The organism is Nonlabens sp., from assembly GCF_047636915.1.
Classification (GTDB): Bacteria; Bacteroidota; Bacteroidia; order Flavobacteriales; family Flavobacteriaceae; genus Nonlabens.
The window spans coordinates 56,305-70,245 of the sequence record NZ_JBLIGN010000007.1; the positions used below are offsets into that span (position 1 = coordinate 56,305).

The following is a 13,941-nucleotide window of genomic DNA, read 5'->3' on the forward strand; positions in this document are numbered from 1 at the left end:
ATACTGTTAGAAATCTTTTCAAATGGACGTATAGAGCATTCATTTAACTCTACATAAAGATACTTTTTGTTGTTTAGCTTTTTGAACAATCAGTAAATAAGATTCTATATGCGAGCAATAAAGACCAGTTTAAAGCCAACTGCAAAAAGTTTAAATAAGTTCAAAGGAAATGCAATAGATGTTATTTAAAAATCCAGTAATACTTTACGGCTTACTTTTTCTCCTAGTCCCTATTATTGTTCATCTTTTTCAACTGCGAAAATTCAGTAAAGTGCTCTTTACTAATGTAGCTTTTCTCCAACCTTTAATTAGCCAAACTAGAAAAAGTCGCCAAATTAAAAAATGGCTGACCCTACTAGCCAGATCTGCGGCAGTTGCTTGTATCGTCATCGCCTTTGCACAGCCTTTTTTACCAAAAAGCAATGCCGCTACTCCAGAAAAACAAACCGCCATCTACCTTGATAATTCCCATTCGATGGAGTTGAATGGGAAAAATGGAGGACTGTATAAATATGCCACAAGCCAACTTCTCGAAAAATTACCAGTAGATAAAATCTTTACTTTATTTACTAACGATAACGTATATATAAACACCAACAAACAGCAAATAACGAACGAACTGCTCTCTAACAACTACTCCAACGAGGTGCTTACGTTTGATCAAGTACAGCTCAAAGCCTCTTCCCTATTAGACAAAAAGAATGCTGCAAAAGAAATCATTATAATATCAGATTTTCAAAACTACGCCGGTGAAGTATTCCCTGACACCTTGCAAAATGTAAAGATAGAGCTGGTTAAATTAAGACCTCAAGAAATTGACAATGTTTCTATTGACACCGCTTTTGTGATGAGTCAATCTGGTGAAAATATCAACCTTCAAGTACAACTAAGTTCCAATTATGACGTAAATCAACCCGTCACCTTATCTCTTGAAAACAACCATATATTACTCGCCAAAACATCGGTTCTTATAGAAGATAAAAAAGGAAAGGCAAACTTCGAAATAGCAATAGAGGCACCTATTGAAGGCAGGATTTACATAGAGGACAAAGGGATTTCCTTTGATAACGAACTTTTTATAAGTACTGGAACTGCCCAAAAAATCAAGGTGCTCAGCATCAATGGTGCCGACTCTGATTTCTTAGACCGACTGTATAAAGGAGACCTATTTGACTATATCAGTGTTAAGGAAAAAGATGTCAATTATAATTTGATTAAAGATCAAAACATGGTTATTATCAATGAAATGACCAACATCCCTACCAGTTTAAGTAATGAATTGAATAAGCTTACTAATAATGGAGGCTCTCTCGTCATTATTCCAGCTCAAATATCTTCTGGCTATGAAAGCATAGGATTAACTGGTTTAGAATACAATGACGTTTCTAAGAAGGTTACTGAAATCAATTTTAATCATCCTTTGTTCAAGGGTGTTTTTAACAAGCGTATTTCAAATTTTCAGTACCCTAATGTAATGAGTGTTTTAAAAAGTGCCAATGCAAGAGACCCTATCCTAAAATATGAAGACGGAAGCAGTTTTTTATACAAAAACAACCGTACGTACGTTTTTACAACCAGCCTAAATTTAGAAAATAGCAATTTTCAAAATTCGCCGCTTATTGTTCCTGTGATGTTTAATATGGCCGTGAATGCATTACCTGTATCGCAATTGTATTACCACCTAAATAGCAGTAACGCTATCGCAGTAAACACAACCGTAAATCAAGATGAAATCATTAGCCTATCCAATGACACCTCTGAAATCATTCCAAGACAGCAAGCGTTTGACAATTATGTATTAATCAACACAGGAGAAGAGTTCTCTACTGCTGGTAATTATAATGTGAATAGCAAAGATCAAAAAATAGCTGCCTTAAGCTTTAATGCCCACCGTAAAGAGAACCGGTTAGTCTATTATTCTGATGCAGATTTAGGCGTTAATCTTTCCGCGTCTATTGATGACTTGCTCTACAAACTCAGTGAAGAACCGAATATCCTGTCGTTGTGGAAATACTTTGTCATGGGAGCGCTATTTTTCCTTATTTGTGAACTATTGATTTTAAAGTTTGTAAAATGATACTACTTAAGAATGTTATTATTGTTGATGCCGGTTCTGATTTAAACGGCAAAAAAAGAGATATCCTTATTAAAAATGGGAAGATTGAAAAAATAGCCCTTTCGATAACAGAAGAAAGCGCTAAACTAATAGCACATGAAAACATGCATGTTTCTATTGGTTGGATCGACACCAGTGTTAGTTTGGGAGAACCTGGTTTTGAAGAACGACAGACGTTAGAAAATGGCATAAAAGCTGCAGCAGCTGGAGGTTTTACCCATATTATGTTGAATCCTAACAACCAGCCTAATCCACAAGATCAGTCTGGAATCAAGTATCTGAAAAATGTAACCGCAAATCAAGCGGTAAGCATTTTGCCAGTAGGTTCCTTTAGCTTAAATCAAAAAGGAGAACACCTTGCCGAACTCTTCGATATGCAGCAAGCTGGTGCTGTTTCTTTCTACGATTATAAACAGGAAGTCACTAATGCTAACTTATTAAAAGTAGGATTGCAATACACCTCTGCTTTTAATGGCGTGGTGCAATCATTTCCCCAAAACAAAGATATCGCAGGAAAAGGAATGGTAAATGAAGATATCATGAGTACCAATTTAGGTCTCAAATCCATGCCCAATCTTGCTGAAGAACTTCAAATAGCTAGAGATTTAAGAATCCTTACGTACACCAAAGGAAGGTTGCACATTCCTACAGTAAGTACTGTCGAAGGGTTAAAACTCATTAAAAAATACAAGAAAACATCTGACAATGTAAGTTGCAGCGTTTCTATTCATCATCTCGCATTGTCCAGTAATGAATTAGCAACCTTTGATACCAACTTTAAATTGCAACCGCCACTAAGAGATGAAAAAGAAGTAAAACAACTTCAAAAATATCTAAATTCTAGTGTGATCGATGTGGTAACCAGTGATCACACACCGTTAACTATTGAACATAAAGACCTAGAATTTGACAGAGCAACTGCTGGAACTATCGGTTTAGAAAGCCTTTTCGGGGCTTTGAACAATTTAGTAGACACTTCAAAAACTGTCGAATTATTAACCAAGGGTTATAGCGTATTCCATCAAGAGGTTCCTTTAATTGAGGAGGGACAATTAGCAAATTTGACTTTATTTGAACCAGAGACCACCTATTCTTTTGAAAAGGAACATATCGTTTCCACCTCAAAGAATTCTGCTTTTCTAGGGAAAATGATGAAAGGAAAAGTGATAGGTATTATTAACAATAAAAAAGCAATTTGGAATGAAAGATAATCCGCCTGCAAAAAATCTGGCAGTACTAGCTTATGCCAGTTCCATATTTTTATATATGCATTTAATGGTTTTCGTTGCTGTTTTTGGTATTTCTGTGATTCTCAATTACAATAAGGGAAACAAATTTGTCAGTTTTCATATCAGACAAATGTTTGGGATAGGGATCATTGCCATCATCGTTTCGGTTTTTGCAGGTAATATTCCGGAAGACCAATTCATATTGCCCCTTATTATTATTACTTTAATGGTATTACTCTCCATTTTAGGTTTGCTCAGTGCACTGCGCAATCAACAAGATTTAATACCATATATAGGAACATACTTCCAGAAATGGTTCACTTTTATTAAATAACCACATTGAACACACCACTTAGTTTACAGTACATCACGCGACCAGCGCGCCAGGAAAATGCCCCTTTACTCCTATTGCTTCACGGTTATGGCAGTAATGAAGAAGATCTTTTTTCTTTTGCACCAGAGATCAGTGAAGATATTTTTATCGTTTCGGCACGTGCGCCTTATGAAATGCCGCCACAAGGCGCGGCTTGGTATGCGATCAATTTTGACGCTTCTGGCGGTAAATTCAGTGATACCGATCAAGCGAGAGAAAGTATGGTTAAAATCACGACTTTTTTAGAAGAATTAAAAGTCGCCTTTTCCATCAACCCTAATAATATGAACGTTCTCGGTTTTAGCCAGGGCGCAATTCTTTCCTACGGTTTGAGCCTTTCTCAGCCAGGATTGTTCCGCAATGTGGTAGCGATGAGTGGTTATATAAGTGAAGATCTAATTGCTGGAAGAGATGGATTAGAAGTCCGCTTTCGCGAAAGCGAGATCAAAACCAACTACTTCATTTCTCATGGAACGGTAGATCAAGTCATTCCTTATGAATGGGCAAAAAATGCACCACAGATAATGGAAGAAATAGGTGCAGATTATGTTTTTAAAGATTACCCTATTGGACATGGCGTGGCCAGAGATAATTTTTATGATATGAAGGAGTGGCTGGAGAAGAGAGTTTTGAGTTAATTTTTTAGCACAATTATGCAGCTCCTTTCCTAAGAATGGGAAAGGTAGGCAAAATGAGCGGTAGCGAGTTTTGGTCGGAAAGGTTGAGAGGTGCTTTTAATTAGTAGAAATAGCCTGTAAAACATTAAATAAAAACCAAATGAACAATTCCATCAAATCACGTCAACAAATTCTGGACAAACTAGGGATTGTTTCTTTAAACGACATGCAGTTACAAGCGCATGACGCCATTACTAATTATAGAGATACCGTTATCATATCTCCTACTGGAACGGGTAAAACACTGGCGTTTCTATTGCCAGTTATTGAATTATTAAATCCAGAACTTAGAGAGGTTCAGGCTTTAATCCTAGTTCCTTCTCGAGAGCTAGCCATACAAATTGAGCAAGTAATTAGAGAAATGGGAACCGGCTACAAAGCAAATGCTATTTATGGCGGTCGCGCTGGAGCAAAAGACAAAGAAGACCTGCAACACACCCCTAGCATTCTAATAGGAACACCAGGCAGAATAGCTGACCATTTGCGCCGAGAATCTTTTGATCCTTCCTTTATTAAAACTCTAATTCTGGACGAATTTGATAAATCTCTAGAAACTGGCTTTGAGAAAGAAATGAAGGAAATCGTAGGAGCATTGCCTTATATAGGACGTAATATTCTAACATCAGCCACATTCAAGGCACAAGTCCCTTTATTTGTAGGATTGCAGAATCCGCAGGTGTTGAAATTTGAAAAAGAGACCGATAGTTTGCTGCAAATAAAAACTATGGCATCTGATTCTAAGAACCGATTTATTAATCTCGAGCAAATCATCGCTCGCACCGATAAAGGAAACGGAATCATCTTTTGTAATTTTAAAGATTCTATTGAAGAAGTAAGCGAGTTTCTTAAAAGTAGGAATATCGCTCATTCCGTTTTTTATGGCGGTCTCGAACAACGGGATCGCGAACGAGCGTTGATCAAATTTAGGAATGGTACACACCAGCTATTACTGGCAACAGATCTTGCCGCTCGTGGTATTGATGTGCCAGAATTAGATTTTATCATTCATTATGAACTTCCTTTTCACAAAGAAGAATTTACCCATAGAAATGGCCGCACGGCAAGAATGCACGCTAATGGAACGGCTTATATTTTGCACAATAAGAAACACAAACTTCCAGATTATTTAGGAGAAAGCACGCCTTTAGAATACACGGAGCGATTAAAAGTAACCCACCATCAAAAATGGGAAACACTTTTTATTTCTGGTGGTAGAAAAGATAAAATATCCAAAGGGGACATAGCTGGATTATTCTTTAAACAAGGGAACCTAGGTAAAGAGGAACTGGGAGAAATTGAATTGAAACAGGATTGTGCTTTTGTAGCGGTTCCTTTTGAAAAGGCTTATGACCTCGCCCAACAGCTCAATAATAGTAAAATTAAAAAACGTAAAGTGCGGATTTATAGGTTGGAGTAATCAAAAGTGAAGGTTAAATAAATGATAGAACGTTTCAATTTTGGAATGTAGCATATGGAATATGGAGCAGTTTTTTCTATGGAAATTATTTCAATTGATCCAAAGTTGCAAATTTTAATTCGTCTCCAGTTCTTTAAGAATTCTTGTAACCAACTCTTTTCTAATATAAAAAAGAGATCCAGCAACCTATATCAAATATCCTGCGATATAGTATAAAAACCTCGAGCTTTGATATAACGTAGGATTACCGCTTATTTTTTGCAGTAATAACATCTTATTTAGATGTACCATATATTTTTAAACTGCCACTTGACATTATCCATCTACCATTCATTTTTGACTTTTTTATGGATGGGTTCTTTCAACCCAAAAAGCAACTTAATTGTTGTGGAAAACAACTCTGAAATTGATTTGAAACCATTGGATTCTGTACGTGAAAATATTAAAGGTTTTGGGTTTTTGAGAATCATATGGACAGAGAACATATAGTATGGCTGGACTTTCATCAAGTGAAGAATATTAGGTCTTGGCAGACCATACCCTATACTGAAGAAATCAAACGAACAGAAGAATTTCCCGTAACATCTTGCACAACAATTACCAGACTGATAAAATAAAATGGTCCGACGAACTAAAACCTTTAAGCTTAATAGGCTCAGATGCAACAGAAATAAAATATGTATTTAAAACGAACTTTGGAATAGACAGAATGACCTATTTGAAGTATAAGGGTACCATTTTTTTAAACTTTAAGTAGTCATTTGATCAATAAAGGACGGCCTTACATTTTAAAGTAATTAATCGGTATTCTTATCAAAAAGCAACGCCTTAATAGTTTCCATACTTACTTTTTTATTTTGGTCCACTGTATAGCCCACTAATAGATCGCCCCAGCGGTAATTATCTGTAAATCTAGCGAGCACCCATTGGCCATTTATAAACTTGGTATCGGTGATTCTAAAACCCCTTCCTAGACTTTCGTAAGGAACCAGCGGATTTCCTCCTTGTTTGATATTGAGTTCCAACATCTCAAACTTAACCATATCCTCTATCTCAGAAGCATTTAGTCCAATATTGATTTCGTAGTCTTCTGACTCTGTATTTCTTTTTAATGAAAAAACAGAATCTTCAAAATCAGATTTTTCTTTAAAGGATAAAGCTTCTTTCCGATCTTGATCGGTTTCATACAATTTAGTTCTGAGGCCTTGAACTGTTTCTTCTAAATTTTTCTGGTATTTCCTTCCGTTGATATAGGTAATCAGTGCCACTAAAGCTGAAAAAATGAATAGATATAAATAAAAGCTCTTTCTCAATGGGATGTAATTTGAAGGTTATCATAAGCCAAGAACACATTTTCAGGAAGTATTTTTTCTACTTCGTCGTGAAAACCTAAATGATGGCTGATATGAGTAAAGTAAGTACGTTTAGGTCGCAATTCCCTTACTAAATCTAGTGCCTCTTCTAAGTTGAGATGTGTGGCATGAGTTTCCTTTCTCAACATATTTAAAATAAGAACATCTAAGTTTTTAAGTTTCTCCTTTTCGCTTTGAGCGATAGTCTTCACATCAGTCATATAAGCCACGTCTCCAATACGATAACCGTGAACAGGAATAAAGCCATGATCTGCAAGAACAGGTATAACCCATGTACCGTTTATTTCAAAAGGCTCGTTTTTAAACTCATGAACGTCTAAGGTAGCTACACCTGGATATTTATTTACCGTTGTAAAAATATAACTGAATCGTTCCTTAAGAGCTTTGTGAACCCTTGAAGTCATATAGCAGTGAAGATTTCCTTGACGGAAATAAAACGGTCGCAAGTCGTCTAATCCAGCAGTATGATCTGCATGTTCATGGGTAAAAAGAACCGCATCAATAGAAGAAACTTCCTGCATAAGCATCTGTTGACGGAAATCTGGGCCACAATCAATAATTAAACGCATGCCATTAACCTCTAACATGACGCTTACACGCAAACGTTTATCTTTTATATTATTACTCAAACACACTGGATGTGAGCTTCCTATAACTGGAACTCCTTGAGATGTACCCGTACCTAAAACCGTGATTTTTACTTCCATAATTGTTTCATAAAAGTATTGATATTTTTTCATTAAATTAGGGTTGTTTCCTACCTTTGTTCAAACAGTAAATTAGTTGTCATGGGTTTAAGCTTACCAGGAGATCACGATTTTGAATCAGTTCCATCCATAAAAAATAAAGTTCTTAGGATTAACTTGAACCGCAACATTTACGGAACCTTTGCCGAAATAGGCGCTGGACAAGAAACGGTAAGACAATTCTTTAGAGCTGGTGGTGCTTCTGGTACGATTGCAAAAGCGATGAGTGCTTATGATAAGGACTTCTCTGATTCTATTTACGGCACACAGGATGATGGTCGCTATGTTACAGAATCCAGATTAAAAAAAATGCTGGAACATGAATCCAATCTTATTGAGGCTCGTCTTTCTAGAGAAAAACATCCAGAAAAACTTTTCTTTACCTACGCAAATACGGTAGCTACTATCGATTTTGCAAAACGTTATTTAGGTCACGGTTGGATAGGGCTCAGATTTCAAGCATCTCCAGAAGAAGAATATTCAGAAATCATCCTACATGTGCGTTTTAAAGAACGGGATGCACGCTTACAACAAATGACATTAGGTATTCTAGGAACCAATCTAATCTATGGCGCTTTTTACAAGCACGATAATCCTAAAAAATTACTTGAATATCTATACGACCATATCGATAAAGATAAAATTGAAATCGATATGATCAATTTTTCTGGACCTCGTTTTGAAGAGGTAGATAATCGTTTGATGAGTTTGCAACTTCTGAAACTAGAAATGACTGAAGCTGTTATGTTCGGTCCTGACGGAAACAACATATTGAGCGCTCGCATTCTCTATAAGAAAAATGTTTTGGCACTTCGAGGTAGCTTTAGACCAGTGACTAAAGTAAACATGGATATGTTTCATACTGCGCGTCGCAGGTTCTTAAAATCTGGAACAGTCAAAGAAGAAAATGTAGAAACTATATTTGAAATTACACTCTCCAATTTACGATCTCATGGGGAGATAGATGAAGAAGATTTTATGCACAGAGCAGAATTGCTTTGCTCTTTAGGGCAAACAGTTATGATCTCTAACTTCAAGGAGTACTATAAATTAGTAGAATACTTTAATAACTACACTAAAGAACGTATCGGGCTAGTTATGGGTGTCAATAATCTAGTAGAGATTTTTGACACCAAATATTACACTCATTTAAGTGGTGGAATACTGGAAGCCTTTGGTAAACTGTTCTTTAAAGACTTGAGAGTATACCTATACCCAATGCTGGACCACAAAACTGGAGAGCTTACTACAAGCGAAAATTTAAAAGTACATCCACGCATGAAGGAGCTTTACAAATTCTTTAAATACAATGGGAAATTGAAAGACCTTGAAGATTATAATCCGGATATTCTTCATGTTTTCTCAAGAGAAGTATTGCGCATGATAGATGCAGGAGAAAACGGCTGGAAAGAAATGTTGCCCGAAGGAATTCCCGAATTAATGGAACAGGAAAATCTCTTCGGTTGCAACAATGAGCATGCTTCTAAGAAACATGCTATCTCTCCTATACAAAACTCGCGTTTATAGAATTTGAGCAGCGTGATCTTTGGTTTTTACCTTTTCAATCACATCAGTGATCAAACCATCCTCATCTATTACAAATGTGGTACGGTGGATCCCATCGTATTCTTTACCCATAAACTTTTTAGGTCCCCAAACTTGAAATGCGTTTAATAAAGTGTGGTCTTCATCTGCTAAAAGATCATAAGGAAGTTCGTACTTAGTTTGAAAGCTCTTCTGCTTTTTAGGACTATCTGCGCTAGCGCCTAATATTTCATAACCGCTGGCGCGTAAACGATCTATGTTATCTCTTAAATTACACGCCTCAGCAGTGCAACCTGGTGTACTTGCCTTTGGATAAAAAAACAAAACCAATTTCTTACCGGTGAAATCTGACAAAGAAACGGTTTGTTCGTCTTGATTAAGAACTGAAAATTCTGGAGCTTTATCTCCTACTTTTAATGAGGTCATATGGTATTTTTAAATGAATTAAATAAAATTGAATCAGACAAAGATACAGCAGCAAGATGCGGAGAAACAAAAGACTAACGACTCTATTATAATTAATTTAAAATCGTTGTTTTTTTAAAGCCTTTTACGATAACTATCATCATAAAAAGCGACCTTTAACTTGTGTATGGTTCTCTCATGCATATGGTTGCCACAAAGGTTTGTGTGTGTCATCTATCAGATATTAATTTTAAACCATAAAGATAAGAATGAACAAATCAGAAAAAGTTGCATTTATCATAAATAAACTGGAAGAGTTATATCCAGAGATCCCTATACCTCTAGATCATACAGATCCCTATACCTTATTAATCGCGGTTTTAATGAGTGCACAAAGTACTGATGTACGTGTCAATAAGATCACTCCACTCCTATTTGAGCGCGCAAATAATCCTTATGATATGGTAAAGTTGAGCGTAGAAGAAATACGTGAGATTATCAAACCTGTAGGTCTTTCTCCTATGAAAGCTAAAGGAATCCATGGACTTTCCCAAATACTTATTGATAAACACAAAGGTATAGTTCCTAGAACCTATGAAGAGCTAGAAGAATTTCCAGCAGTGGGACACAAAACTGCTGCCGTAGTTATGGCACAATCTTTTGGCATTCCTACTTTTCCTGTAGACACCCATATTCACAGATTGATGTACCGCTGGAACCTCACTAATGGTAAAAACGTAGTTCAAACAGAAAGAGATGCTAAAAGATTGTTTCCAGAAGAAACATGGAACGATTTGCATCTTCAAATTATCTGGTATGGTCGGGAATACAGCCCAGCTCGAGGTTGGGATATGGAGACAGATATCATTACAAAAACGGTCGGAAGAAAGACTGTTTTAGATGCCTATTATAAAAAGCTAAAGAAGTGATTTTTCTTAATTAACTTTAAAATAGATTCAGCACATCAAAGAAAAATTGTGGTACAAAAGTTCCTGTCCCTAAAGCTTCTGTGCTTGAAATATATGGAAGGACATTTTTTAAAAACTGAGGGTGAAATTAAATCAACAGCTTCTGGATTACATCTCATACTTTTCTATAACAAAAAAGATCCAGAATCAAACCTCTTAGATCTGGAGCTTCCACTTAGAAAAGAAAAAGTGCTCTCATCCTCTACCGCTAATATGCGCCCCTTTCTTCGCAACCGCGGATGCTGATCTATATGGGTAGTGAGCATGGCTTTCGTAAAATTTGTTACATACAATGAAGGAAGATGTATTGTGTTTTTAATGCTAGAAAGACTATTCGTGAAGCCTAGCTATCATTTTACATCATTACATGTTCCTGCCAAATGGTTCGATATACATACAAATCTTTATTTCAGCTCATATCTAGATAAGAGTTTTATATTCCTTTGTGATTTTAATATAGATCTTATTATCATCTTGATGTACTCTACAATCCCCTGTTTTTAAAAAAGTAATCCTCATGAGTTGGGTGCATCAACCCCATAAAACTTCCTCCCCAGATTTAACATGCCAACTTGAATAGTCGGCATGTTAAATCTCAATAGTTTTTTAACTTCCAATTCAAAAGCTCCTCGCCTATTCTTAGGCAAGGAGCTTTTACCTTTTGATATCTATTCAACTCTTTTGCTCAATCCCAGATAATTTGTTAAAACAAATTACAGTTATATCATCATTTTTAAATACCGCTTCAACCACTACTGATTATGTCATAATAAAGGCTGCGAGGCCTATTTATCCAGTGCATTCCTCTAGTGAAAAAGCGCGATAGATGCAAGCTTTTTAGAAGAGGAGCTTTTAAATATCGATTTATAAAAGTGCTTTAGTTGCAATAAGGAATATTAAAAATTGGATGTTTTTTATATCTAAAATCGCAGAGGTGTTTTATTCATTCGATACATTAAAAACTTGTTTAAGAGAAACTTTATCCATCTCTCCTTTCTTGATACCAAGTATGCATTACATTTACTTTAAATATCATCAGCATCACAAGTAAACCTCAAAAAACCATCAATATCCTCCTCCTTATTGTTGCTGGAGAAGCAAATTTTATACTTCCCTTTGTATTGGCTCGTATTTTTAGACCCACTGTTCTCGATGTTTTTAACCTCACAAATTTAGAACTAGGAACCTGCTTTTCCATTTATGGTATTGTTGCTTTTATATCCTATTTTATGGGTGGTGGTCTAGCAGATAAATATCAGCCACGTTATTTGATGGCTATTTCTTTGTTTCTAACATCCTTAGGTGGATTATATATGGCAACTTATCCATCTTATTTTGGATTGAGCATTCTGTATGGCTATTGGGGTTTCACTACCATTTTTCTATTCTGGGCAGCGATGATCAAAGCCACTAGAGTCTGGGGTGGGCCACTCAAACAAGGTATTGCCTTTGGACTTTTAGACGGAGGCCGCGGTTTAGTTTCCTTTGCATTTGGGTGGCTAGGGATTTTTATATTCTCTTTGTTTCTGATAGAAGAAATAGAGGTTGCTACAGGGATGCAACGCAAAGTTGCCTATGGGTATGTTGTTTTAATTTGCTCTGCAATAATCGCTATTATTGGTGTTTTATTAATTTTTTTGGTAAAAGAGGATCCATCTGTGGAAACGACTTCAGAGAAAATAACGACAAATCAACTGTTTAAAAACTATATTAAGGTTATAAAAATTCCATCTGTATGGTTGTTAATGGTCATTATACTTTGTGCTTACACAGGTTACAAAATTACTGATATATACTCTCAGTATGCTAATGAAGTCATGGGGTATGACCAGCGAGACGCTGCAGCGATAGGAAGCAATCTTTTAGGAATACGTATTATAATAGGTATAGCTATAGGATTTCTGGCAGATAAGACTCGTTCCTCCTTTATGATGATGATAAGCTTTGCAATCACCATTTTGGGAGCATTTCTATTTGCATCGGGTCTTATAGATCCAGATACTACCCTACTGTTTTGGTTCACAATTATTACAGTTGCGACAGGAGTTTATGCCTTTAGGACTTTGTACTTCTCTGCCATTCAAGAAGGGAAGATTTCACTAGCTGTAACGGGAACGGCTGTTGGCTTGATTTCTTTAATTGGGTATACCCCAGATATTTTTATGGGTCCAGTGATAGGGGTTTTATTAGATAATTCCCCAGGAGAGCAAGGTTTTCAAGAAGTGTTTTTTATGCTAGCCATTGTTTCTATTTTCGGTTGGATCGCTTCCTATGTATTTCATCATATCAGCACTAAAAAACATAATATTTAGATAGATGCGTCTTCCGATTTTTGATTTTTATAGAAATTTATCCTAAGCCAGCTCGGGGCGAAAGCGGAAACAAAAAAAGCAACCTTTTCAGATTGCTTTTATAAAATCAAAATAACTATTTTTTATCGCGGATTCAAAACTAGATCTACCCTTGCTAAAAGATCTTCATAATGGTAGCGGTTTACTACACTAGAAGTAGTATTTCTCTTAGTGCGTAAAGTAGGTAGTAGCGCCTTGAATTCGCCTCGCACCAATGCTTTTACATCACTTTGACCGATGTCGTAACTGCTGCGTCCAGGAACTTCTGTCATGAGGTATTCCATGCGTTCCACATAAGCTCTCTGAAGGTTTCTCTTATAAATATCTACTTTAGAATTGGTAAATACGGCTTTTCTTATATCTTGTAACATATTTAAAGCCGAGTAATAATCCGTGTCAACCGTTTCTGAATTGATCAATCTACCGATGCGATTGTGACTTAACAAGCCATTCAAATGCCTTACTTGAACCGACCTCAGCACATCAAAATATCCATCTGGATTTATGTTTTGAAGGATTTGCTTATCAACCAGCCACAAAGGAGTTTCAAAAACATTATTTTGGATCCATTCTATCGACTCTTTTTGTGTTTTCTTATCAACACTACGGTAAATAGTTCCTGCTTGCGTAGGTTTCTTGAGATCTTCATAAACACCGCCTACATTAGTAACAACATGTCCTACATATCTAGAATAAACACCTAAAAGCTCTCCATAAAGCTCTTGTAGATCGTCGTAATTA

The 13,941-nt window shown here is 36.2% G+C and carries 12 protein-coding genes; 8 read left to right on the top strand and 4 right to left on the bottom strand.

From position 1 onward, the window contains the following. Positions 1-178: 178 nt before the first annotated feature. The 5 genes from ACJAT0_RS02435 (at position 179) to ACJAT0_RS02455 (ending at position 5,812) form a co-directional block, all read left to right on the top strand. Positions 179-2,077 (top strand): BatA domain-containing protein, encoded by a 1,899-nt coding sequence (locus tag ACJAT0_RS02435; RefSeq protein ID WP_415180362.1) that lies wholly within the window; start codon positions 179-181, stop codon positions 2,075-2,077. Then, positions 2,074-3,327 carry a dihydroorotase gene (locus ACJAT0_RS02440; RefSeq protein WP_415180363.1) on the top strand — a complete coding sequence of 418 codons (1,254 nt, stop codon included), beginning with the start codon at positions 2,074-2,076 and terminating at the stop codon, positions 3,325-3,327. Before ACJAT0_RS02435 ends, ACJAT0_RS02440 begins: the two co-directional genes overlap by 4 nt. Beyond that, positions 3,317-3,679 carry a hypothetical protein gene (locus ACJAT0_RS02445; RefSeq protein WP_374002353.1) on the top strand — a complete coding sequence of 121 codons (363 nt, stop codon included), beginning with the start codon at positions 3,317-3,319 and terminating at the stop codon, positions 3,677-3,679. The genes ACJAT0_RS02440 and ACJAT0_RS02445 overlap by 11 nt, the downstream gene beginning before the upstream one ends. A 5-nt stretch (positions 3,680-3,684) precedes the next feature. Beyond that, positions 3,685-4,356: an alpha/beta hydrolase gene (locus ACJAT0_RS02450; RefSeq protein WP_374002352.1), complete on the top strand. Its 672-nt coding sequence runs from the start codon at positions 3,685-3,687 to the stop codon at positions 4,354-4,356. A 139-nt stretch (positions 4,357-4,495) separates the two neighbouring features. Continuing rightward, positions 4,496-5,812 carry a DEAD/DEAH box helicase gene (locus ACJAT0_RS02455; RefSeq protein ID WP_415180364.1) on the top strand — a complete coding sequence of 439 codons (1,317 nt, stop codon included), beginning with the start codon at positions 4,496-4,498 and terminating at the stop codon, positions 5,810-5,812. A 797-nt stretch (positions 5,813-6,609) separates the two neighbouring features. Here the strand turns inward: ACJAT0_RS02455 and ACJAT0_RS02460 are convergent. After that, complete coding sequence (locus tag ACJAT0_RS02460) at positions 6,610-7,125, bottom strand: hypothetical protein (protein WP_415180365.1); 516 nt, start codon at positions 7,123-7,125, stop codon at positions 6,610-6,612. Next, positions 7,122-7,925, bottom strand: coding sequence for an MBL fold metallo-hydrolase (locus ACJAT0_RS02465; protein ID WP_415180366.1), 804 nt, complete (start codon positions 7,923-7,925; stop codon positions 7,122-7,124). The genes ACJAT0_RS02460 and ACJAT0_RS02465 overlap by 4 nt, the downstream gene beginning before the upstream one ends. 48 nt (positions 7,926-7,973) lie before the next feature. Between ACJAT0_RS02465 and ACJAT0_RS02470 the strand changes: the two genes are divergently transcribed. Further along, positions 7,974-9,458: a TonB-dependent receptor gene (locus ACJAT0_RS02470; RefSeq protein ID WP_415180367.1), complete on the top strand. Its 1,485-nt coding sequence runs from the start codon at positions 7,974-7,976 to the stop codon at positions 9,456-9,458. Here ACJAT0_RS02470 and bcp read toward each other — a convergent pair. Further along, the gene (gene bcp, locus ACJAT0_RS02475) at positions 9,453-9,902 is read right to left on the bottom strand and encodes a thioredoxin-dependent thiol peroxidase (RefSeq protein ID WP_415180368.1); all 450 of its coding nucleotides are present in this window, start codon (positions 9,900-9,902) and stop codon (positions 9,453-9,455) included. The two genes, ACJAT0_RS02470 and bcp, sit on opposite strands and share 6 nt — an antisense overlap. A 248-nt stretch (positions 9,903-10,150) precedes the next feature. Between bcp and ACJAT0_RS02480 the strand changes: the two genes are divergently transcribed. Together ACJAT0_RS02480 and ACJAT0_RS02485 are read left to right on the top strand one after the other, a co-directional pair. After that, a complete protein-coding gene (locus ACJAT0_RS02480) occupies positions 10,151-10,810 on the top strand; it encodes an endonuclease III domain-containing protein (protein WP_374002346.1) in 660 nt (219 codons plus the stop codon). Positions 10,811-11,970: 1,160 nt separating this feature from the next. Next, a complete protein-coding gene (locus ACJAT0_RS02485; protein WP_415180369.1) occupies positions 11,971-13,161 on the top strand; it encodes an MFS transporter in 1,191 nt (396 codons plus the stop codon). Between the two features lie 122 nt (positions 13,162-13,283). Here the strand turns inward: ACJAT0_RS02485 and ACJAT0_RS02490 are convergent. Beyond that, positions 13,284-13,941: zinc-dependent metalloprotease (locus ACJAT0_RS02490; RefSeq protein WP_415180370.1), on the bottom strand; the 658-nt coding region annotated here is incomplete at its 5' end.